Below are 22,597 nucleotides of genomic sequence, written 5' to 3' on the forward strand. Positions count from 1 at the left end.
AGCAGCCCACCCAGACCGAGGACGAGCATCGCCAAGCCTGCGACCATGGCACACCTCCTTCGCACTGCGCGATCCATGTCACTACCTGGACGTATGACCCAGCGTGAACGTTGCGCCGGCCTGGGGACAACCGAATTTCAACTCGATCTCGAGCGGGTCTCGAGCGCTCAACAGGCTGTGCACAGATCCATCCACAGGTTGTGGATTACCCAGTGATCGCCAAAACACACGTGGACCACTCGGGCGTCCCGAGTGGTCCACGTTGTGGATGAAGCGTCAGCCGAGGCGCTGCCGGAGCGCCGCCAGCTCGTCGCGCAGGGTGGTCGGCAGCTTGTCACCGATCTTGTCGAACCACGCCTCGATCAACGGCAGCTCGTCGCGCCACTCGTCGGCGTCAACCTTCAGCGCCGCCTCGATGTCCGCCCGCGGAGTGTCCAATCCGGACACATCGAGGTCGTCGATCGTCGGTACCCAACCAATCGGCGTCTCGGTTGCGGCGGCCTTGCCCTCGATCCGCTCGATGGCCCACTTGAGCACCCGAGAGTTCTCCCCGAAGCCCGGCCACAGGAAGCGCTTGTCCTCGCCGCGGCGGAACCAGTTCACGTAGAAGATCTTCGGCAACTTGGTCGCGTCGGCCCGCTTGCCGGTCTCGATCCAGTGCTGGAAGTAGTCAGCGGCGTGGTAGCCGATGAACGGCAGCATGGCCATCGGGTCCCGGCGCACGACGCCGACCTTGCCCTTGGCCGCGGCCGTGGTCTCCGAGGACAGCGTGGCACCCATGAACGTGCCGTGCTGCCAGTCCCGGGACTCGGCGACCAGCGGCACCGTGGTGGCCCGCCGGCCACCGAAGAAGATCGCCGAGATCGGCACGCCCTTCGGGTCGTCCCACTCCGGGGCGAGGATCGGGCACTGCGACATCGGCGTGCAGTACCGCGAGTTCGGGTGCGACGAGGGCTCGTCGGCATCCGGCGTCCAGTCCCGCTTCTTCCAGGACGTCAGGTGCGCCGGCGGCTCGCCCATGCCCTCCCACCAGATGTCGCCGTCGTCGGTGAGGGCCACGTTGGTGAACAGCGAGTTCCCGCGCTCGATGGTGCGCATCGCGTTCGGGTTGGTGTGGTAGTCGGTGCCCGGTGCCACGCCGAAGAAGCCGGCCTCCGGGTTCACCGCGTACAGCCGGCCGTCGTCGCCGAACCGCATCCACGCGATGTCGTCGCCGAGGGTCTCGACCTTCCAGCCCGGGATGGTGGGCTCGAGCATCGCGAGGTTGGTCTTGCCGCACGCGCTGGGGAACGCCGCCGCGACGTAGTAGACCTTCTCCTCCGGCGAGATCAGCTTCAGGATCAGCATGTGCTCGGCGAGCCAGCCCTCGTCCCGGCCGATCGTCGACGCGATCCGCAGCGAGTAGCACTTCTTGCCGAGCAGCGCGTTGCCGCCGTAGCCGGAGCCGTAGCTCCAGATGACCCGCTCCTCAGGGAAGTGGGTGATGTACTTCGTCTCGTTGCACGGCCACGGCACGTCCTGCTCGCCGGCCTCCAGCGGGGCGCCGACCGAGTGCAGCGCCGGCACGAAGCCGCGCTCGTTGCCGTCGTCGTCGACGAACTTCGCCAGCGCGTCGGTGCCCATCCTCGTCATGATCTTCATCGAGGTCACGACGTAGGCCGAGTCGGTGATCTCCACCCCGAGCATCGGCTGCTCGGCCGACAGCGGGCCCATGCAGAACGGGATCACGTACATCGTCCGACCACGCATCGAGCCCCGGTAGAGCTCGGTCATGATCGTCTTCATCTCCGCCGGGTCCATCCAGTTGTTGGTCGGACCGGCGTCGGCGGGATCGACGGAACAGATGAACGTCTGCTCCTCCACCCGGGCGACGTCGTCGGGATCGGAGGCGGCCCAGAACGAGTTCGGCTTCTTCGTGAGGCGGGTGAGGGTGCCGGTCTCGACCAGCTTGCCGGTCAGCCGCGTCCACTCCTCGTCGGAGCCGTCGACCCAGACCACCTCGTCAGGCATCGTCAGCTCAGCGACCTCACGAACCCATGACAGGAGCTGCTTGTGCGTCGTCGGTGCGCTGTCCACACCTGGAATTGCCACTGCCGTCATCTCGCTTCGTCTCCTGACTGAACGCCGAAATGCCACCCAGGACCCCGCTGTCCTGTCGAGCGGACACCGGCGTCCTGTATGAACGGCAAAGCTCCCGCCCGGGGAGCCGGACGGGTGTGCCGCGTTGGGATATAAAGAGGTTAACCAGATGAACGGCAGCTAACCGAGCCCTGACGTGTCGGCTCCCTCACAAGACCGATTCTGGAATCGATTCAGCACACATTTGTACGAGTGGGCTCCCACACACGCGGCGGAAAACAAGCGATCCCGGCGGGCCCAAACCCGCCGGGATCGATCGTTGTTCAGTTGTGACGCGCTGGTCAGGGACGCGTCAGCGCTCGGCCCACACGGAGTCGGAGCCGCTGGTGTCGGAGCTGCTGGAGGAGGAGCCGCCGGAGGAGGAGCCGCCGGACGACGAGCCGCCGGTGGAGGTGTTCGACTCGTAGCTGCCGTCGGCGTTGATGTGACCCTCCTCGGCCACGGTCCACTCGTCGGTGCCGGTGTGCTCGGCCACGGTGACGTCGCCGTCGGACTGGATGACGACGGCCTGGTCGGCCTGGCCGTCGCCGTCGGAGTCGGTGAACGCGTAGGTGGTGCCGTCGGTGTCGGTGACGACGGCGGTGTCGTTCTGGCCGTCACCGTCGGTGTCGTAGGTGGCCGGCCCCGCGTCGACGTCCTGACCCGGCATGTCGACGGAGATGTTCTCGCCGCCCGAGGACGAGTCGGTCGAGCCCGTGGTGTCGGTCGAGCCCGTGGTGTCCGTCGAGCCCGTGGTGTCCGTGGAGCTCGTGTCGCCGGAGCCCGTGCCGGTGGCGTCGTCCGCGCCGTCGCCCGTGGGCGTGGGCAGCGTGTCGACGTTGCCCTCGTGCCACTCGCCGGTGGTCTCGTCGTACTCGCCGCCGGTCACGATGTTGCCCGAGTCGTCGTACTGCACGGCGACATCGGCGGTGCCGTCACCGTCGGTGTCCGCGTACGCCATGTAACCGCCGTCGGTCTGGACGACGGCGGTGTCGTTGTGGCCGTCACCGTCCATGTCGTAGTTCTCTTCGACCTGGTACTCCTCGCCGTCGACCTCGACGGCGAGCTCGTCCTGACCAGCCGTGTCGGTGGTGTCGGTGGTGTCGTCGGTCGAGGTGTCGTCCACGTACACGGGTGTGCCCCCTTATTCGAAAGTCCTATGTGTTGTCGCGCCACTATGACTAACCGTAGGCCCGGTTGGTTCCCGGGCCAACGACGGTCCGTCAACGGCACCCGACCGGGTCAGGCGCGGTCGCGGACCGACCGGATGCTGGCGAGGAGCTTCTCCGCGCGTTCCCGCCCGGCGGTGACCTCGGCCAGGCGCTTGTTTACCACGCCCAGCCGCTTCGAGCGCTCGGAGGCGTCGAGTCGCAACGCCTTGTCGACCTCACGGAGCTCTTCCTCGATGCCCGCGATGCGCTTGCCCAGCGCCTCGTCGAGCGCGAGCGCCAGCTGGGACTCCGCCTCGATCAGCTGCTCGGACACCAGCTGATCCAAAGTGGACCGGGCGTCGGTGATCGACTCGGAGAGCCACTGCTTCATGTGCTGCTTGTCCGCGGTGTGCTTACGGGTGCGCTGCAACCACCAGCCGGCGCCGAGACCGATGACCGCGACGGGCGCCAGCGCGAGCAGGCTGGCCCCGACCCCCGCGCCCGCGCCGACCGCGCCGAGACCGGGCAGGAACCGCGCGACCATCGAGCCGGCCCCCAGGCCACCGGTGGCGCCGGTGAACACCAGCAGCTTGTCCTCCGTGGTCGGCTGGCGCTTCTCCGGCGGGCGCAGCACGACCGGCGGCTGGCCGGCGCGGGCGAACTGCGCGCGGATCAGCTCCAGCTCCTCGGCGGAGAACAGGTCGGCGAGCACGGTCTCGGTGACCCGGTTGAGCCGCGCGCCGACGGAGACGCCGATCCGGCCGGACACCATCTGCATGGCGGCGTCGACCTGGCCCGGCAGGGTGGGCAGCGTGTCGCGGTCGGCGGCGTCGATGGCCTGCCGGAACCACGACTGCATGTCGCGCATCTGGCGGGCCACCTCGTGGGTGTTCTCCAGGCGGGCGCGCTGGATCTCGCTGCGCATCCGGACCTGCCAGCCCTTGGTGGACGAGCGCCGCTCGCCGGTGAGCTCGTCCTTGCGGGCCCGCAGCGACTCGGCTTCCTCCTCGCCGGTGGACAGCGCGCGGCGCTCGGCCTCGAGCTTGATGTTGAGCTCGGTGAGCGCGGTGGACAGCGCGCGCATCGTGTTGGCCTCGGACAGCATCACCGACCGGCCGACCAGCAGGTCGGCGAGCGAGGTGCGCAACGCCTCGACGCCGGAGCGCTCGCGCAGCATGGCGGCGGCCTCGGCGTTGGGTGCCTTGCCGGCCATGTCGTACATCCGGGCGGACACCGGGTGGAACGCGGCACCGGCGAAGCGCGGCGCGTGCTCGGCGAGCAGCGCCTGGTCGGCCTCGAGGACCTGCCGCCAGCCGCGGAACTGATCCACTTTGGACAACGCGAACACGACGGTCTCGACCCGCTCGCCGACGTTGGCCAGGAAGTTGAGCTCGCCCAGGGTGAACGGCGCCGAGGCGTCGACGACGAACAGCAACGCCGTGGCCGACGCGGCGGCCTCGGCGGCCAGATCGCCGTGCACGGAGTCGAGCCCGCCGACGCCGGGAGTGTCCACGATGGACAGTTTGGCGAGCATCTCGACCGGGCCGTCGACCTCGACGTAGCGCGGCGGCAGCTCACCGGGCGGCAGCTGGTGCGCCGCCGACACCCAGTTGACGAGCTCCCCGAGGTCGACCGGCACCGGCGCGAGCTGGCCGGGATAGCAGGCGCGCGCCTCCCAGCTCTCCGCGTGGCCGAACACCAGGTAGGTGGCGGTGGCCACGTCGGCGTCCACAGGGGACAGTCCGGGTTGCCCCAGCAGCGCGTTGACCAGCGAACTCTTGCCGCGGTTGGTCTCGCCGAGAACGACCGCCGAGGGCTTGCCCTTGCGCTTGGCGCGGATCTCCTCGACCCACTTGGCCGCGTCCTCGTCGGCCTCGCGCACCAGGGCGAGGAGCTTCTCCCGCGCCTGGGCGACCTGCTTGGGCAGCGAGAGCTGCTGCTGGGCCGGTGCGGTCATTGGGCCGCCTTGCTGTAGACGGTGACGATGGGCGCGCGCAGCACCTCGCCGCGGTCGGAGAAGCCGACCACCTCCGTCTCGGCGACGAGCCCGTCGAGCGTCTCGTCGGTGGTGGCGACCGTGCCGCCGGCCTCGTGGAAGGCGGGGTCGAACCGGTTGCCGTCCGGGCGGACCGCGGAGACACCGATGCTGGCCAGCCCCTCCTCGATCCGCTCGGCCACCCCCGCGCTGCGTGCCCTGTCGAGCGCGTAGAGGCACAGCTGCACGAGCGACCGGCGCTCGGCGAGGGCCTGGTCGAGCAGGCCTGCGCCGGGTACCGGGTCGGCCGTGGACTCGGCGTCGGTGAAGTCGCCGCCGGAGAGCAGGCCGTCCGCGCCGATGCCGGCCTGGGTCAGGTGTTGCTGCGGCTGCGGCGGGGCGTGGTGCTGTTGCGGCGGCTGGCCGGCCGCCCGGGCCGCGTCGGCGATCACCTGCGCCTTGACCTCGATGGTGGACTCCGCCGAGTCGGTCTCGTCCACCATGTCCTCGTCGTCCTTACCGCGCTTGAACCAGGAAGCCATGTCCACACTCACCCCGCCTGTTCGCGAAGTTGTTGCCAGATAAGGAAGTATGCGCGGTGCACGACGTGCGCGACCCGGCTTTGCGCGGGTGTGGCGCCGAACGACGCGAACGAGCGCCACCAGCCGGCCCGCTCGAGGGCGTAGGCGGACAGCTCCTTGTGCGGGCGGCCCTTCAGGCCCAGCTGCTCGCCGATGTCGGCGGTGCTGCCCACCCGCAGCACCTCCTCGGCCAGGTCCTCCGGCATCGCCACCGCGCCGGAGGTGACCAGGGTGAGCGCCTCGAGCAGCCGCAGCTGGTGTGCCTCGGGCTTGGCCAGCAGCACCTCGATGGCGTCGTGCACGCGCTGCCGCTCGCCCGGGTCGCCGGAGGCGTGCGCCAGCGCGGTGACCGACGCGAGCGCGGCGGCCGCCTTGATGCCGTCGGCTCTGGCCCGGAACACCGCGTCGAGCCGGCCGCGCACGCCGGCGAGGCCGGAGGCGTTGAGCAGCGTGCGGCGCAGCGAGCCGGCGGTGAGCTCGGGGTCGGCCCGCAGCGCGTCGACGGCGACGCGGACGCCGTAGAGGTCGAGCTTCTCGAGCAGCCGGGTCCTGGTGCCGGCCGGGACCTCGCAGTCCCAGGTGGCGAAGATGTCCGCGGACATCAGCATGGTCTCCCACGTCGCGTCGTCCAGTTTGGACAGCGAGCGGAGCGCGTCGGCGTCGGCGGAGGTGAACCCGCCGGACTCGGCGGACTCGGCCAGCAGGCCGATGACCGGGATGACGTCGGCCACCCGCGGCTTGAGGGTCTGCGCCTGCTTCTCGGCGAGCAGGCTGGCGGCCTTCCACACGTCGCCGTCGGAGCCGGTGACGGACTCGGGCGTGATGGTGTCGGCCTTGTTGAGCACGGCGATGGCGTTGACCGGGCCGGCCTCGCGGCTGGCGGTGGCGGCGGTGAACGCGGCGAGCGCCTGCTGGTCGTCGGCGCGCACGCCCTGGGTGACGACGTAGAGCACGGCCTCCGCGCCCGCGACGGCGTTGCGCGAGGTGTCGTCGAGCTCGTCGTCATCATCGTCGTCGCCGCCGTTGTCGCTGCCGCTGCCGGCCGCCGCGTCGGGCTTGCGGTGCTTGGCGGCGCCGAGGAGCTGCTCGGTGCGCTTGACCGAAGCGTCGTCGAGCGAGCCGAGGCCCGGGGTGTCGATGACCGTGAGATCACGCAGGACGGCGTTGGTGAGGTAGGCCTCCAGGTGCGACACCTTGTCGAAGTCGACCTCGAGGTCGTTGGGGATCATGCCGCCCGCGTCGAACGGCAGCACCTGCTTCTTGCCGTCGAGGAAGATCAGCTCGACGCGGTCGACGGTGCCGTACTGGAAGCGGGTGACCAGCCGCGTGCACTCGCCGACGTCGGTGGGCGCGACCCGGCGTCCGATCAACGCGTTGACCAGCGTGGACTTGCCGGACTTGATCCGGCCGGCGACCGCGACCTGCAGCGGCGCGGACAGCCGGCGCAGGACCTCGCGGAACCCGGCGGCGGTGCGCGCGGACACCTGCGGCTGCAGCCGGGTGCACAGGTTGGCAACCGCGGCCGACAACGGACCGGCGAGATGCTGCTGCTCGGTAGCCGTCGTCACGCGTCACTCCCCTCGAACGGCACGGCGATGCACGACTGATCGTGCCATGACGGGCCGACACCCGGGGGCCGGTCCTACCGAACAGGTGGGGTTGTCGCGGCCACGCGGCGAGCACGGCCTCGGCGGCGGCGCCGGGATCGGCGCCGAGCTCGGCCGCCCGGGCGGCGTAGCCGGCGGCGAGCACGGCGAGCGGGTCCCCGGCGGGGAGCGGGTCGGCAGGGGCGGCGGCGACCACCGTGCCCGCCCGGCGCGCTGTGTGCAGCACGCCCGTGGTCTCGAGCTGGCGGTAGACCCGGGCGACCGTGCCGGCGGCGAGCCCGAGGTCGCCGGCCAGCTGGCGGATGGCCGGCAGCCGGCTGCCCACCGGCAGCGCGCCCGTCCGCACGAGGTGCAGCAGCTGGTCGCGGACCTGGCGCCACGGCGCGATCCCGTTGTCCGGGTCGACGACGATCCTCGGCGCGGCGACCGTGATGGCCGTCGGCACCACCGTGTTCTCCAGCCACCGCGAGTCCACGAGCACCTCTGTCTGTATCGAGTCTTTGATACAAACAGACCCGGCCGTCAACCCTGCGGCGTACCGGCCGTGCGACCTGCGCCTGACGCCGAGCCATGCCGTCGCTGCTTACGCTTTGCTTGTGCGCCGGTTCAGCCTGTGGATGAAGGCACACCCGATGGTGGGTGACAGCCTGCTCGCCGGCCTGCTCGCGGTCTTCGACCTGCTGATCTTCGTGACCCGGGTTCAGGCGGAGAACAATGCGGCGCCGCCGCCGCAGCCCTGGTTCGTGACGGTGCCGATCATCCTCGGCGTGGTCGTGCCGCTGGTGTTCCGGCGCAAGTACCCGGTGCTGGCCGCGTACACCACGCTGTTCGTCGGCATCCCGCACTCGGCGCTCGAGCTCGGCCTCTCGAGCCTGTTCGCCTCCTGCATCATGCTGTACACGCTGGTCGCGTACGTGGGCCGCAAGCCCGCGCTGCTCTACGCGCTGGCCAACGCGGTGATCAGCGGCATCCAGATTCCGCTGCAGTACGACTCGACCGAGGCGCGGGTGGTGCCGCTCATCGTGGTGGCGCTGCTCCTCGGGCTGTGCTGGGCGCTCGGCGAGTTCGTCGGCGCCCGCCGGGCCTACCAGGCGGAGGTGGAGCAGCGGCTCGCGCTGCTGGAGGTCGAGCGCGACCACCAGGCGCGGATGGCCGTCGCGGCCGAGCGCGCGCGGATCGCCCGCGAGCTGCACGACGTCGTGGCGCACGCGGTGAGCGTGATCGTCGTGCAGGCCGACGGCGCCGCCTACGCCGTGCACACCCAGCCGGAGCTGGCCGAGCGCGCGGTGAAGACGATCTCCTCGATCGGCCGCGAGGCGCTGACCGAGCTGCGCCGGCTGCTGGGCGTGCTGCGCAGCGAGGAGGCCGGTGGCGAGCTGACCCCGCAGCCGGGCACCCAGTCGCTGTCCGAGCTCGCCGAGCGGGTGCGTGCGGTCGGGCTGCCGGTGCGGCTGGAGATCGTGGGCAACGTCGACGACCTGCCCGCCGGCGTGGGCCTCGGGATCTACCGGATCGTGCAGGAGGCGCTGACCAACTCGCTCAAGCACGCCGGCCAAGGGACGAAGGCGGTGGTCCGGGTGGAACGCACCGGTGACCGGGTGGACCTCGACATCACCGACGACGGCCGGCAGACCGCGCACTCGCTCGTCGGGGTCTCCGGCGGCAACGGGCTGATCGGCATGCGGGAACGCGCGCTGGTGTTCGGCGGCTCGCTCGACGCGGGCCCGCGGCCGGGTGGCGGCTGGCGGGTTCGCGCGAGGCTGCCCCTGGCGACGGAGTAAGGCACTACGTTGACCTACGTGATCAGGGTGGTGCTCGTCGACGACCAGGAGCTGATGCGGGTCGGCTTCCGCATGGTGCTCGGCGCGCAGGAGGACATGGAGATCGTCGGCGAGGCCGGCAACGGCAAGGAGGCCGTCGAGCTCGCCGGCGCGCTGCGCCCCGACGTCGTGCTGATGGACGTGCGGATGCCGGTGCTCGACGGGGTCGAGGCCACCAAGCTGATCACCGAGCAGGGCTTCGCCAAGGTCCTCGTGATGACCACCTTCGACCTCGACGAGTACGCGCTCTCGGCGCTGCGCAACGGGGCGAGCGGGTTCCTGCTCAAGGACACGCCGTCGGTGCAGCTGGTGTCGGCGCTGCGCTCGGTGGCCAGCGGCGATGCGGTCGTCTCGCCGAGCGTCACCCGCCGGCTGCTCGACCGCTTCCTCGGCGCCGCGGGCGGCGAGCTGCGGGACGCCTCGATGCTCGACGTGCTCACCGAGCGGGAGCGCGAGGTGCTCCTGCTCATGGCCCAGGGGTTGTCCAACACCGAGATCGCGCGCCGGCTCTTTCTGTCCGAGGCGACGGTGAAAACGCACGTGGGACGCGTTTTGTCCAAATTGGACCTGCGGGATCGGGTGCAAGCGGTTGTACTTGCATACGAGACGGGCCTGGTGCGTCCCGGCGAACACTGAGCCGGTGCCCCGGGGGTCGAACCCCTACCTGAGAGTGAGTGCGAATCAGGGTCGGCTCAGGGTGGTTACGGATCCCGCCACCCTTTTGGTTGATGGACGCTACTCCCAGAAGTTGACCTGAACTGGCGACCACAGGTGGACGTGCGCAGCCCCGCCGTACCGCCACTATTTCCGTCGATGGGGAACACAGACAACAGGGAGAGACCATGATTGAGGCAGTCGGCCTCAGCAAGCGGTACGGGAAGACGGTCGCGGTCGACGACCTGTCGTTCACCGTCCAGTCTGGAACGGTCACCGGATTCCTCGGCCCCAACGGCGCCGGCAAGTCCACCACCATGCGGATGATCCTCGGGCTGGACGCGCCGTCCGCCGGCAGCGTGCGCATCGACGGCAAGCGGTACCGGGAGCTGCACCACCCGCTGCGCACCGTCGGCGCGCTGCTCGACGCCAAGTGGGTCCACCCGAACCGCTCGGCCCGCGCGCACCTGCGCTGGCTGGCCAAGTCCAACAAGCTTTCGGTCCAGCGCGTCGACGAGGTCCTCGACGTCGTCGGCCTCACCGGGGTCGCCAACCGCCGGGCCGGCGGGTTCTCTCTCGGCATGTCCCAGCGTCTCGGCATCGCCGCCGCGCTGCTCGGGGACCCGCAGGTACTCCTGTTCGACGAGCCGGTCAACGGGCTGGACCCGGAGGGCATCCTCTGGATCCGCCGGTTCATGCACCGGCTGGCCGACGAGGGCCGCACCGTGTTCGTGTCCAGCCACCTGCTCTCGGAGATGGCGCTCACCGCTCAGGAGCTCGTGGTCATCGGCCGCGGCCGGCTCATCTCGCAGTGCAGCACCGAGGAGTTCGTCTCGCAGGCCACCGAGAACACCGTTCTCGTGCGCAGCCCGCAGCTGGCGCTGATGCGCTCGGCGCTGGGCCAGGAGGGCATCACCGTCCGGGACGAGGGCGAGAGGCTCATCGTGTCCGGAATGGACAGTGCGGGCGTCGGTGAGCTCGCTGCCGCCAAGGGTGTCGTCCTGCACGAGCTGAGCCCGCAGCGTGGCTCGCTCGAGGAGGCGTTCATCCAGCTCACCGGCGACTCCGTCGAGTACCACGCCGCCGTGGGGAACGAGGCTGCCGCCACCGTGCCCCCCGCCGACCTCATGCCCGCTGGGAAGTGAAGAGATGACTCTGCTCGCCGTTGAACGAATCAAGCTGTTCACCACCCGCTCGCCGATGTGGTGCACGCTGGTGGCCCTCGCGGTCACCGTCGGGTTCGCCGCGCTCATCGCCGGCGTCGACTCCACCAACCTGCCGACGATCGCCTCGAGCCAGTTCGGCTACAGCTTCGGCCTCGTCGTGATCATGGTGATGGCCACGCTGGCCATCACGACCGAGTACCGCTTCGGCACGATCCGGGCCACCTTCCAGGCGATCCCGAACCGGACCGCCACGCTGCTCGCCAAGACCACGGTCGTGGCGCTGTTCGCCGGCCTGATCGGCGAGATCGCCGCGTTCGGCTCGGTCGGCATCTCCAAGCTGATCAAGTCCGGCGCCGACCTGAGCATCAACACCGCCTTCGAGTGGCGGGCCACCGCCGGCATCGGCCTGGTCTACGCGGCGGCCGCGGTGATCGCGGTGGCGGTCGGCACGCTGGTCCGGCACTCCGCCGGCGCGGTGTCGCTGATCCTGATCTACTCGCAGCTGGTCGAGAGCCTGGTCGCGCTGATCCCGTCGGTCGGCGACGACATCCAGAAGTGGATGCCGTTCTACGTGGCCAACAAGTTCCTGACCGGCGACCCGGACGCGACCGGCCGGCTGGCCAGCGAAGGGCCGCCCGCATCCTCGGCGACGCTCAGCCCGTGGTGGGCGGCCGCCTACTTCGTCGGCTTCGCCGTGGTGATGCTCGTCATCGCGCTGTTCGCGGCCAACAAGAGGGACGCATAGCCAGCGCCGTGGACCGCCGCCGTCGCGCAACGGGGAAGCGACCGAGCGGTCCGCGGTAGCCAGGGGGAAGAGCCCGGGTCACCTTTCGGGGGGTGGCCCGGGCTCTGTGCTGATGTGAGACCGCTCTCTTGAAGGATTCCAAAAGTCGCGAAGCGGTAACGACTGGACACCCGCGTCCGATGAGCGAAGTGGGCCGGGGCCACGTGTTGTACACCAGACGGCGCGGTAAAGACCACGTTAAGTCAATGTGACCTCAGCCACAGCAAGCGGACAGAGTGGCTGTTCACGGGGTCATATCGAGGTGAACACTCCCGACTCGCGCCTAACTACATAACGTGGGCGTTCTTGGAGGTTGACTTGTGACGGTGGTTGACACCGGCCCGTTTCCCGAAGCCGCTTCAGCGGTTGAGCAACGACGCTCGTCCAACCCATCGTCGAGGTCCCAGCCGATCCCGGACCCCTCGTCCAAACAGCCCGCGCCCGAACCGTCGCCCAGGCGCGCCGGCGCGCTTCGCGTGGAGCCGCTGATCGGTCTCGAGTGGTCCCAGGCCATCGAGCAGTGGGGCGGCGAGGAAGCCACCACGCCTGCCGGAACCCGTCGCTCCTGGCTGCACCGCGCACCCGAGGTGCAGGTCATGGCGCTGTACCAGACCATCCGCCGCACCGACCCGGACGCGCCCGCGCCCTGGTGGCTGCGCGCGCTCGCCGCGGGCAACCTCGAGACCCGCGCCGAGGGCTTCGCGGTCGAGGACCGGATCGCCAAGCTGCTCTCCGCGCGGCCCGGCTGGGTCTTCGTGCCGTGGTCGCTCGACGGCGACTCCGGGTTCTGGGAGTACGTGCCCTCGGAACGCAAGCTCACCGAGCCGGGCGTGCCCACCACGCTCATGCTCACCGACCGCCACCCCGGCTGGATCGACGTGTACCGCGTGCACGCCGGCCCGACCCCGGACCCGGTGGCCGTGAAGGGGCTCGCCGACCTGCGCGCCAACCTCGCCCGCCTGGAGTCGCTGGCGCCCGCCTAGGCTCGGGCGGGTGGAGACGCCCGCCGATCAGACCGACCGCACCGGCCGCCGCACCGTGGTCAGCTTCGTCAACCGCGGCGGCCGGATGACGGTCGGCCAGACCCGGGCCTGGGACCGGTGCTGGCCCGCACTCGGCCGCGACGTCGCGTCGCTGCCGGGCGGGCCGCTGGACCTCGACGGCTGGTTCGGCCGGCCGGCGCCGGTGCTGCTGGAGATCGGCCCGGGGATGGGCGAGACCACGGCGTCGCTGGCGCAGGCCGCGCCGGAGCTGAACTACCTCGCCGTCGAGGTGTACCAGCCGGGCCTCGCGCAGCTGATGATGCGTGCGGAGTCGACGGGCATCGACAACGTGCGGCTGCTGCGCGGCGACGCGGTCGTGCTGCTCGAGCGGCACGTCCCGGCCGGCTCGCTGCACGGCGTGCGGATCTTCTACCCGGACCCGTGGCCGAAGAAGAAGCACCACAAGCGCCGGCTGGTGCAGCCGGAGTTCATGGCGCTGGTCGCGTCGCGGCTCGAGCCCGGCGGGCGGGTCCACCTCGCGACGGACTGGGAGCACTACGCCGAGCAGATGCTGGAGGTGCTCTCGGCGGAGCCGCTGTTGCGCAACGTGTACGCCGACGAGCCGGGCGGCTGGGCGCCGCGGCCGGCGTGGCGGCCGCTGACCAAGTTCGAGAGCCGGGCCGAAGAGGCCGGACGGGTCAGCCGCGACCTCATCTTCGAGCGACACTGACCGACATTGGGCGAAATGCCCGAAACTAGTTCAACCGTCTGTAGTGCCTCGCCACAACACGCCACACGACCAGGTAATTGAGGCCGCCTCAAGCGGGGCCGATACCCACAGGTGTGACCGCACTGCGCGATGAGGCCATTCCGTCCTCCGCACCTCTCGCCAGCGCCGGGCGACCGGCGCCGCGCGTCGGGGACGACCCGCGACCCGTCGTGCCCCGCAAGCGGTCCGCCTACACCGACGCCGAGGAGTTCCTGCGCGCGTTCCACCGGGCCCGCCCCAAGGCCGGCCACCTGGAGGCGCGGCTGGCCAAGGTGCGCGCGGAGATCGCCGCCACCGGCACCTACCGGCACAAGCCCGCCGAGCTGGCCTTCGGCGCCCGGATCGCCTTGCGGGACAGCGGCTGGTGCCCAGCCGGCGTGCCGTGGCGCGGCCTGCTCGTGCGCGACCTGCGGGAGATCCGGGACAGTGCCGAAGTCGCCGCGCAGTGCGTGCAACACCTGCGCGCGGCCACCAACGGCGGCCGGGTCCGGCCCATGGTCAGCGTGTTCGCGCCGGACACGCCGTGGCGGCCGGGCCCACGGATCCGCAACGACCAGCTGGTCCGCTACGCGGGCTACGTCGAGCCGGGCCGCACGCTGGGTGACCGGCGCTACGTCGACTTCACCACCGCGGTGTGCCGGCTGGGCTGGCGGCCACCCACCGGGCGCAGCGCGTTCGACAAGCTGCCGCTGGTGGTGCAGACCGCGCACGAGGGCGTCTCGCTGCACCCGCTGCCGCGGGACGTGGTCCGCGAGGTGCCGCTCGAGCACCCGGAGCTGCCGTGGTTCGTCGGGCTGGGGTTGCGCTGGCACGCGGTGCCGGTCATCAGCAACCTGCGGCTGGTCATCGGCGGCATCACCTACCCGGCCGCGCCGTACAACGGGGTGTACATCTGCCAGGCCATCGGCGAGGACGTGCTGGCGGATGACGGCGCGTACGGCCTCGTCCGGCACATCGCCGAGCGGCTGGGGCTCGACGTGTCGTCGGAGCGGACGCTGTGGCGCGACCGGGCCGTGGTCGAGCTCAACCGCGCGGTGGTGCACTCGTTCGACGCGGCCGGGGTCACCATCGAGCACGCGGTCGACGGTTTCCTGCCCGCCAACGGCGCGCCGAACCGGCCCGCGTTCCTGCCCTGGGACGACGAACCGTTGCGCTGAGTCGCCTGGCAGGATCGCGCGCATGCGTTCTCCGGTTCGGCTGCGTGCGCCCATCGTGCTGCCCTGTGACCCTGCCTGCTCCGTCCTGCGGGACGCCGTCGTCGACGTGACCGCGGCCGGCCGGATCGGCTACTGCGGTCCCGCCGCCGACGCGCCGCCCACGGACGCGCCGGTCCGGTCGCTGCCGGGGATCCTGCTGCCGGGCCTGGTCAACATGCACGCGCACAGCCCGATGACCGTGCTGCGCGGGATGGGCGGGGATCTGCCGCTGATGCGGTGGCTGCGCGAGGTCATCTGGCCGGCGGAGGCGCGGCTGACGCCGGCCGACATCGAGACCGGCATGCTGCTGGGCTCGGTGGAGATGCTCCGCGGCGGCATCACGACGAGCGTCGAGCAGTACTTCCAGACCGAGCACCTGGTGCGGGCGCTGTCGGCCACCGGCCAGCGCGCGGTCCTCGGCCCGGCGATCGTGGACACCCCCGGCTACGACTGGCGCGCGCAGCTGGCCGAGATCAGCGCCCGCATCGACGTCGACGGCCGGTTCACCGGCGAGGACGACCGGATCGAGGTCGGCTACGGCCCGCACTCCGCGTACACGCTGCCACCGGAGGCGCTGACGCTGGTGGGCGAGGCGGCGCGGGCGCGTGACGCGCTGATCCTGATCCACGTGGCGGAGTCGGCGGAGGAGGACGCGGCGCAGCGCCAGCAACACGGGTCGGTGCCGAGGATGCTCGCCGAGGTCGGCCTCTACGGCGGCCGGGTGCTGGCCGCGCACTCGGTGCATCTGTCCGATGAGGACATCGCGGTGTTCGCGGCCAACGGGGTGGGGGTGGCGCACTGCCCCGGTTCCAACGCGAAGCTGGCCTCGGGTATGGCCCGCCTCGCCGATCTGCGTGCGGTGGGCGTGGCGGTGGGCCTGGGCACGGACGGCCCGGCCAGCAACGACGACCTGGACCTGTGGGAGGAGATGCGCCTGGCGGCCATGTTCGCCCGACTGTCCGCAATGGACTCGGCGGTGCTGGTGGCGTCGGACGCGCTGCTGCTGGCGACCCGGGGCGGCGCCGAGGCGCTGGGGCGCACCGACATCGGCGCGCTCGAGGCCGGCCGCTGGGCGGACCTCGTGCATGTCGGCGTGGACGACCCGGCGTTCTCGGCGGGCCTGGACGTGGGCGACGAGCACCTGCTGGCGAACCTGGTGTGGGCGGCGGGCACCCGCCTGGTGCGGGACGTGTGGGTGGCGGGCGACCAGTTGATCGCCGACCGCGAACCGACCACAGTGGACAGGCAGAAGGTGCAGGCGGCGGCGGGCGAGGTGACCCGGCGGCTGGCCTCCGGCCCCCGGTAACCATTCTACCGGCGGCCACCGACTGTTTCGGCCGGCGCGAGCGCGGGCCTGTGGACAACTCCGGGGTCGCGGGGGCCCCCCGCTTTCCAGCCTATTGCGCGGCACCGACAGTTTCGGGTCGTGCGGGGCGGGGCTGTGGACAACTCGGCTACGGGCGTTGGCGGATCACGATCTCGTGCACGTGGGCGTCGGGTGGGGTCGCGATGGCGGCGGCGATCATGCCGGCCACCGAGGTGGGGGACATGTACTTGTCCGCCTCGAAGTCGCCGCCCTCGAAGTCGCGGACGGCGCGTTGCATGTCGGTCGCCGTGCGGCCCGGGTGGACCGAGGTGACGCGCAGCGCCGGTTCCTCCGCGCGCAGGACGTCGGCGTAGGCGCGGAGGGCGAACTTGCTCGCCGCGTACGCGCCCCACCGGGGGTTGGCGCGCAGGCCGGAGCCGGAGTTGACCAGCACCACGTGGCCGGCCGCCGCCCGCAGCGCGGGCAGCAGCAGCCGGGTCAGCTCGGCCACGGCGATGACGTTGACCTCGAACGAGTCGCGCCAGTCAGCCGCCCGCGTGTCGGCGAGCGCGCCCAGCCGGGCGATTCCCGCCGAGTGCACCAGCACGTCCAGACGCTCCACGCCCGCGGTCGCCGCCGCCACCGCGTCGGCGTCGGTGAGCTCGACCGGCCACGGGCGGGCGCTCGGCAGCGAGTCCGCGAGTGAGCCGAGCGCCGTCGCGTCGCGGCCGCCCAGCAGCAGGTCGTGGCTGTCGGCGAGCGCGGTGGCGACCGCCGCGCCGATGCCGCGGGACGCGCCGGTGATCAGGGCGAGTGGACGGTCGGTCATGGCCGCAACAGTAAGGGCCGCGGCGCGGCCGTGCCCGTGCCGTCAGCCGCGTTTCCCGTACACCGCCACCACCGACGGCCGGGGCTGGCTGGTGCCACCGTCCGGCCAGTGCGACAGCGGATTGTCCGCGCTGGCGCCGTCCAGCTCGCCCGGGTGCTGCACCGACACCAGCACGAAGTCGTCGGTCACCACGGGACCACACGTCTCCGCGCCGTGCGGCACCGTCAGGAACTGCTTGACGTGCCCGCGCTCACGACCCTCGACCGGCACCGCGAACAGGCCGTCGTTCTGCCCGAGCGCGTTGCCGTCCGTCGAGATCCACAGGTTGCCCTTGCTGTCGAACGCCACGTTGTCCGGGCACGAGATCGGGCTGACCTGCGACTTGTCGTAGCCGGCGAAGTAGGTGTCCGGCGCGGCCGGGTCACCGCAGACCAGCAGCAGCTTCCAGGAGAACCGGGTCGCCGTGTTGTCCCCGCGGGACTCCTCCAGCTCCAGCACGTGCCCGTGCCGGTTGGCCGGCCGCGGGTTGATCTCCGTCGGGCCTTCCTTGCCCGGCTTGCCGCGGTCGGTGTTGTTCGTCAGCGCCGCGTACATCCGGCCGGTCTTCAGGCTCGCCTCGACGTCCTCCGGGCGGTCCATCTTCGTCGCGCCGACCGCGTCCGCGGCCAGCCGGGTGAAGACGTAGACCTCCTCGGCCATGTAGCCGTCCACATAGGACTTGTCGCCCCGGGCGAGCGGGATCCACTCGCCGCTGCCGTCGAACTCGCCGTCGCTGGGCAGCGTGCCGGAGCCGTCGATCTCCGCGGCCGGGCTGTCACCGGTGAACCTCGCGACGTAGAGAGTGCCGGAGTCGAGCAGCGTCTTGTTGTGCTCGCGGGCGTAGCGGCTCCCGCCCTTCTTGAGCTTGCCGTCGGAGACGAACTTGTAGAGGTAGTCGAACCGCTCGTCGTCGCCCAGGTAGGCCACGATCCGGCCGTCCTCGGCCACGATGACGTTGGCGCCCTCGTGCTTGAACCGGCCGAGCGCGGTGTGCTTCACCGGGTTGGCCGTCGGCTCCAGCGGGTCGAGCTCGACGATCCAGCCGAACCGGTTGGCCTCGTTCGGCTCCTGCGCCAGGTCGAAGCGCCGCTCGAACCGCTCCCACTTGCGGTCGGTGGTCCCGGCCGGGAAGCCGTAGCGCGCCAGCCGGGCGCGCGCCACCGGGTCGGTGACCGCACCGGCGTTGGCGAAGTACTGGTTGATGTTCTCCTCGCCGGACAGGATCGTGCCCCACGGGGTGACCCCGCCGGAGCAGTTGTTCACGGTGCCCAGCACCACGGTCCCGGTCGGGTCCGCCGAGGTCTTCAGGTACTCCGAGCCCGCGGCCGGACCCCGCACGGTGAACGGCGAGCTCATCGTGATCCGGCGGTTGTAGCGCCGGTCGACTCGCGCCTCGAGGCGGCCGCGATGGTCCTGCTCGACCAGGACGACCGACAGTCCGTGCGCGGCCAGGGCGACCTCGAACTGCTCCCGGGTCGGGTTGGCGGCGGCGTAGCCGTGGAACATGAACGGCTCGCTCGTGTACTCGTGGTTGCTGACCATCAGCCAGCGGTCCCGGCTGCCGGGCACCCGGACCAGGCCGCAGAAGTCGTTGTTGAAGCCGAACTGCCCGGCCTGCGCGGCCGCGGTCTGGTTCGCGAAGTCGAACGCCGGCGCGCCGGGCAGCACCGGGTCGCCCCAGCGGATCAGCACGTCGTGCTCGTAGCCGGGCGGCACGGTCACCGCGTCCGCGGTGTTGGGGGCGACCGGCTCGAAGTCGAGCCCGGTGCCGCCACCGTGACCACCGTGCCCGGCGGGGCGGGGCACCGCGACGGCGGTGCCGGCGCCCAGCGCGACCGCCCCGGCACCGGCCACGGCCAGCACCGCGCCGGCCCGCAGGACCTTGCGCCGGTCGACGATCTCCCGAACGACGTCGCCGAAGTACCGGTTGCCCGAGGTGTTGGGGGCCTCGTGGGCGCACGCGTTGCCACACCGGTACTGGCAGGTCACCGCGGCCCGCCCGGCCGAATGGCTGGGCAGAAGCGGGAGGAGCCGGGACTTTTCGGGAGTTGCCACGCGAAGCCTCCTGGTCAGTGGGAACCCGACCGTAGGAGAGCAACCCGGACGAAACAAGACTAACGGGCCGGACCGTGCCCAAATCGGGCGCGGCCCGGCCCGTCGGAGGAACCGGTTACCTCTTCCAGACCACTACTTCTTCCAGACCGCGACGACCGAGGGGCGCGGCTGGCTGGTGCCGCCGTCCGGCCAGTGCGACAGCGGGTTGTCCGCGCTGGCGCCGTCGAGCTCACCCGGGTGCTGGACCGAGACGAGCACGAAGTCGTCGGTGACGACCGGGCCGCAGGTCTCCGCGCCGTGCGGCACGGTGAGGAACTGCTTGACGTGCCCGCGCTCGCGACCCTCGACCGGCACCGCGAACAGGCCGTCGTTCTGGCCGAGCGCGTTGCCGTCGGTCGCGATCCACAGGTTGCCCTTGGCGTCGAACGCGACGTTGTCCGGGCAGGAGATGGGGCTGACCTGCGACTTGTCGTATCCGGCGAAGTAGGTGTCCGGCGAGTTTGGGTCGCCGCACAGGAGCAGGAGCTTCCAGGAGAACCGGGTCGCCGTGTTGTCCCGGCGGCTCTCCTCGATCTCCAGCACGTGGCCGTGCTTGTTGGCCCGCCGCGGGTTGATCTCGACCGGGCCCTCCTTGCCGGGCTTGCCGCGGTCGGTGTTGTTGGTGAGCGCGGCGTAGATCCGGCCGGACTTCAGGCTCGCCTCGACGTCCTCCGGGCGGTCCATCTTCGTGGCGCCGACCGCGTCCGCCGCCGCCCGAGTGAAGACGTAGACCTCCTCGGCGGTGAATCCGTCCACATAGGACTTGTCGCCCCGGGCGAGCGGGATCCACTCGCCGCTGCCGTCGAACTCGCCGTCGGAGGGGACCTTGCCGGAGCCGTCGATCTCCGCGGCCGGGCTGTCGCCGGTGAACTTGGCGACGTAGAGGGTGCCGGAGTCGAGCAGCGTCTTGTTGTGCTCGCGGGCGTAGCGGCTCTCGCCCGTCTTCATCTTCTTGTCCGACACGAACTTGTACAGGTAGTCGAACCGCTCGTCGTCGCCCATGTAGGCGACCACGCGGCCGTCCTCGGCCACGATGATGTTGGCGCCCTCGTGCTTAAACCGGCCGAGCGCGGTGTGCTTGACCGGCGTGGAATGCGGGTCGAGCGGGTCGAGCTCGACGATCCAGCCGAACCGGTTGGCCTCGTTGGGCTCCTGGACCAGGTCGAAGCGCTTGTCGAACCGCTCCCACTTGCGCAGCGACGCGCCGCCGGTGATGCCGTAGCGGGTGTTGCGGGCCTTGGCCACCGGGTCGGTCACCTCAGCGGCGTTGGCGAGGTACTGGTTGAAGTTCTCCTCGCCGGACAGGATCGTGCCCCACGGGGTGACGCCGCCGGAGCAGTTGTTCAGCGTGCCGAGAACCCGCCGGCCGGTCGGGTCGGCGGAGGTCTTGAGGTACTTCGAGCCGGCGGCCGGGCCGGTCACCGTGAACGGCGTGGTGACCGTGATCCGCCGGTTGTAGTGCTTGTCGAGCTCGACCTCGAGGCCGCCGTTCCGGGCCTTCCCGACCGCGACCACGGCCAGGCCGTGCGCCGCCCAGGCGATCTCGGCCTGCTCGCGGGTGGGGTTGTTCGCGTCGTAGCCGAAGAACATGAACGTCTCGGTGGTGTACTCGTGGTTGCTCACCATGAGCCAGCGGTCCCGCTTGCCGGGCACCGGCACCAGGCCGCAGAAGTCGTTGTTGAAGCCGAACTGCCTGGCCTGCGCGGCCGCGGTCTGGTTCGCGAAGTCGAACGCCGGCGCGCCGGGCAGCACCGGGTCGCCCCAGCGGATGACGATGCCCTGGTCGTAGCCGCGCGGCGGGACGATCCGGTCCTCGATGTTCGGCGCGACCGCCTCGAAGTCCAGGCCGATGTCCTGCCCCTGGTCGCCGCCACCGTGCCCGTGATCGCCGGCGTGCCCACCGGCGGCCGTCGCCGCGCCGGCACCCACCGTCGCGACGCCCGCGCCGGCCACGGCCAGCACCGCGCCGGCCTTGAGCATCTTGCGCCGGTTGACGACGTCCTGGACGACGTCGCCGAAGTACCGGTTGGCCGACGTGTTGGGCACCTCGTGCGAGCAGGCGTCGCCGCAGCGGTAGCGGCAGGTGACCGCGGCTCGCCCGAAGGTGTTGGTGACTGGCAATAACGGAAGGAGCCGGGGTTTCTCGGCAGACACGCGATCCTCCTGATCAGTGGGAACGCGCTGACGCTAGGAGCCCAACACCAGCGGAACACGCCGAGCAGGTGAACAGCAGGCGAACACGTCGATCAGGTGATCGCGTCCTCGAGAATCGTGCCGTCGCGGTCACGCGCCGTGTACCCGAACCCCTCGCTGGCCTCACCGAAGTCGACGAGGAACCCGGTCACCCGGTCCGTGCGGCCGAGGAGCCTGACGGGCACCTGCTTGCCGTCGGCGCGCCGCGCGGTCAGCGTGGCCACCCGCGGGTCCGCGAGGAACACGAGCCGGTCCGAGAGCGGGCCGAGGTCGTGCGAGCCGTCGCCGTTGAGCGGCATCCGGCTCTGCACCAGCGAGTTCGCCGGTGCGGCCGGGAACCGCGGGAGCGGCTCGCAGGTGAACGTGGCCCCCTCGAGCGCGCCGCCGTCGGGTACCACCGTGGTGCAGTACCGGTCCTTCTGGAAGTAGCCGAAGGCCTGCCCGACCCCGCCACTGGTGGGGAACCGGCCGAGCTCGAACGGGCCGACGACGAGCCCCGGCAGCCGCGGCGCCGAGGTGGCGGGTGTCGTCGGCAAGCCGCCCGTCGCGGCCGATCCGGTCCGGGGCGGCTGGTCGTCCTGGTTCAACGCGACCGGCACGAGCACGCCGGCGATCACGACCGCGGCGGCGGCCGCGGCGAGCGCGGGGCCGCGCCTGCGGCCGCGACGCCGGGCGTCGAGCCTGCGCCCCAGCTCGGCGCGCGGGTCGGCGCTGTCCGGCAGCTCCTCCGCCAGGCCGGTGAGCGCGGCACGCAGTCGGTCCTCGAGCTCGATCATCGGCGGTCCTCCCCGTCGGGCCACACCTTGCGCAGAGTGGCGAGGGCGTGGTTGGTGGTGGCCTTCACGGTGCCGACCGCGATGCCGAGGGTCTCGGCGATCGCGTTCTGGTCCAGGTCGAGCCAGTAGCGGAGCACGAGCACCTGGCGCTGGCGCGGCGGCAGCGCGGCGAGGACCTCGCGCAGCCGGTGGTGCTCGTGGCCGGCGAGCACCTGCGACTCGGCCGACGCCGCGTCGGCCGGCCGCTCGGCCGGCGCGCGGCGCACCACCCGCAGGTGGCGCAGCCGGGAGCGGGACAGGTTGACCACCGTGCGGCGCAGGTAGGCCGACGCCTTGTCGGTGCTCGCGAGCGTGTCCCACCGGGTGTGCAGCCGCACGAACGACTCCTGGGCGATGTTCTCCGGGTCGTCCGCGCCGAGCAGGTAGGCCAGCCGCTTGAGCTGCTCGAACGTCTCGTCGAACAGTGACTCGAACGCTGCGTCGATTCCGGCGTCGAACCCCGCACCGGGGTCGGTGCGGGGTTCGTCAACGCTGTCGGTCGCCGTGTCCACGCCCC

The 22,597-nt window shown here is 71.2% G+C and carries 18 protein-coding genes and 1 pseudogene; 8 read left to right on the forward strand and 11 right to left on the reverse strand.

Annotation, left to right across the window (positions count from 1 at the left end):
- Window positions 1-276: 276 nt before the first annotated feature.
- The 6 genes and pseudogenes from VGD70_RS33605 to VGD70_RS33630 all read right to left on the reverse strand — a co-directional run.
- Window positions 277-2,100 carry a phosphoenolpyruvate carboxykinase (GTP) gene (locus VGD70_RS33605; protein ID WP_331088601.1) on the reverse strand — a complete coding sequence of 608 codons (1,824 nt, stop codon included), beginning with the start codon at window positions 2,098-2,100 and terminating at the stop codon, window positions 277-279.
- A gap of 331 nt (window positions 2,101-2,431) precedes the next feature.
- The gene (locus tag VGD70_RS33610; RefSeq protein ID WP_331088603.1) at window positions 2,432-3,250 is read right to left on the reverse strand and encodes a hypothetical protein; all 819 of its coding nucleotides are present in this window, start codon (window positions 3,248-3,250) and stop codon (window positions 2,432-2,434) included.
- 110 nt (window positions 3,251-3,360) lie between these two features.
- The gene (locus tag VGD70_RS33615; protein ID WP_331088605.1) at window positions 3,361-5,226 is read right to left on the reverse strand and encodes a dynamin family protein; all 1,866 of its coding nucleotides are present in this window, start codon (window positions 5,224-5,226) and stop codon (window positions 3,361-3,363) included.
- Window positions 5,223-5,786: a nucleotide exchange factor GrpE gene (gene grpE, locus VGD70_RS33620; protein WP_331088608.1), complete on the reverse strand. Its 564-nt coding sequence runs from the start codon at window positions 5,784-5,786 to the stop codon at window positions 5,223-5,225. The genes VGD70_RS33615 and grpE overlap by 4 nt, the downstream gene beginning before the upstream one ends.
- Window positions 5,787-5,794: 8 nt before the next feature.
- Window positions 5,795-7,393, reverse strand: a complete 1,599-nt coding sequence (locus tag VGD70_RS33625) for a dynamin family protein (protein WP_331088610.1) — start codon at window positions 7,391-7,393, stop codon at window positions 5,795-5,797.
- 289 nt (window positions 7,394-7,682) lie between these two features.
- Window positions 7,683-7,913 (reverse strand): annotated as a pseudogene (locus VGD70_RS33630) (GntR family transcriptional regulator); the annotation flags it as partial.
- A 136-nt stretch (window positions 7,914-8,049) separates the two neighbouring features.
- Here VGD70_RS33630 and VGD70_RS33635 point away from each other — a divergent pair.
- The 8 genes from VGD70_RS33635 (at window position 8,050) to VGD70_RS33670 (ending at window position 16,110) form a co-directional block, all read left to right on the forward strand.
- Window positions 8,050-9,213: a sensor histidine kinase gene (locus VGD70_RS33635; protein ID WP_422653102.1), complete on the forward strand. Its 1,164-nt coding sequence runs from the start codon at window positions 8,050-8,052 to the stop codon at window positions 9,211-9,213.
- 18 nt (window positions 9,214-9,231) lie between these two features.
- On the forward strand, window positions 9,232-9,888 hold the full coding sequence (locus VGD70_RS33640) for a response regulator transcription factor (protein ID WP_331088612.1): 657 nt from the start codon (window positions 9,232-9,234) through the stop codon (window positions 9,886-9,888).
- Between the two features lie 206 nt (window positions 9,889-10,094).
- A complete protein-coding gene (locus tag VGD70_RS33645) occupies window positions 10,095-11,051 on the forward strand; it encodes an ABC transporter ATP-binding protein (RefSeq protein ID WP_331088614.1) in 957 nt (318 codons plus the stop codon).
- 4 nt (window positions 11,052-11,055) lie between these two features.
- On the forward strand, window positions 11,056-11,817 hold the full coding sequence (locus VGD70_RS33650; protein WP_331088616.1) for an ABC transporter permease: 762 nt from the start codon (window positions 11,056-11,058) through the stop codon (window positions 11,815-11,817).
- A gap of 515 nt (window positions 11,818-12,332) precedes the next feature.
- Window positions 12,333-12,839 (forward strand): hypothetical protein, encoded by a 507-nt coding sequence (locus VGD70_RS33655; protein WP_331088618.1) that lies wholly within the window; start codon window positions 12,333-12,335, stop codon window positions 12,837-12,839.
- Window positions 12,840-12,924: 85 nt separating this feature from the next.
- Window positions 12,925-13,569, forward strand: a complete 645-nt coding sequence (gene trmB, locus VGD70_RS33660) for a tRNA (guanosine(46)-N7)-methyltransferase TrmB (RefSeq protein WP_331088655.1) — start codon at window positions 12,925-12,927, stop codon at window positions 13,567-13,569.
- 209 nt (window positions 13,570-13,778) lie between these two features.
- Window positions 13,779-14,765, forward strand: coding sequence for a nitric oxide synthase oxygenase (locus VGD70_RS33665; protein ID WP_331088620.1), 987 nt, complete (start codon window positions 13,779-13,781; stop codon window positions 14,763-14,765).
- A gap of 22 nt (window positions 14,766-14,787) precedes the next feature.
- Complete coding sequence (locus VGD70_RS33670; RefSeq protein ID WP_331088622.1) at window positions 14,788-16,110, forward strand: amidohydrolase; 1,323 nt, start codon at window positions 14,788-14,790, stop codon at window positions 16,108-16,110.
- Between the two features lie 148 nt (window positions 16,111-16,258).
- Here the strand turns inward: VGD70_RS33670 and VGD70_RS33675 are convergent, their stop codons facing one another.
- The 5 genes from VGD70_RS33675 to VGD70_RS33695 form a co-directional block, all read right to left on the reverse strand.
- Window positions 16,259-16,939 (reverse strand): SDR family oxidoreductase, encoded by a 681-nt coding sequence (locus tag VGD70_RS33675; protein WP_331088624.1) that lies wholly within the window; start codon window positions 16,937-16,939, stop codon window positions 16,259-16,261.
- A 42-nt stretch (window positions 16,940-16,981) separates the two neighbouring features.
- A complete protein-coding gene (locus tag VGD70_RS33680; protein WP_331088626.1) occupies window positions 16,982-19,033 on the reverse strand; it encodes a PhoX family phosphatase in 2,052 nt (683 codons plus the stop codon).
- 132 nt (window positions 19,034-19,165) lie between these two features.
- The gene (locus tag VGD70_RS33685; protein WP_331088628.1) at window positions 19,166-21,226 is read right to left on the reverse strand and encodes a PhoX family phosphatase; all 2,061 of its coding nucleotides are present in this window, start codon (window positions 21,224-21,226) and stop codon (window positions 19,166-19,168) included.
- 92 nt (window positions 21,227-21,318) lie between these two features.
- Window positions 21,319-22,041, reverse strand: a complete 723-nt coding sequence (locus tag VGD70_RS33690) for a hypothetical protein (protein WP_331088630.1) — start codon at window positions 22,039-22,041, stop codon at window positions 21,319-21,321.
- The gene (locus tag VGD70_RS33695) at window positions 22,038-22,592 is read right to left on the reverse strand and encodes an RNA polymerase sigma factor (RefSeq protein ID WP_331088631.1); all 555 of its coding nucleotides are present in this window, start codon (window positions 22,590-22,592) and stop codon (window positions 22,038-22,040) included. Before VGD70_RS33695 ends, VGD70_RS33690 begins: the two co-directional genes overlap by 4 nt.
- Window positions 22,593-22,597: the final 5 nt, after the last annotated feature.

This window comes from Actinophytocola sp. (genome assembly GCF_036402745.1).
GTDB lineage: Bacteria > Actinomycetota > Actinomycetes > Mycobacteriales > Pseudonocardiaceae > Actinophytocola.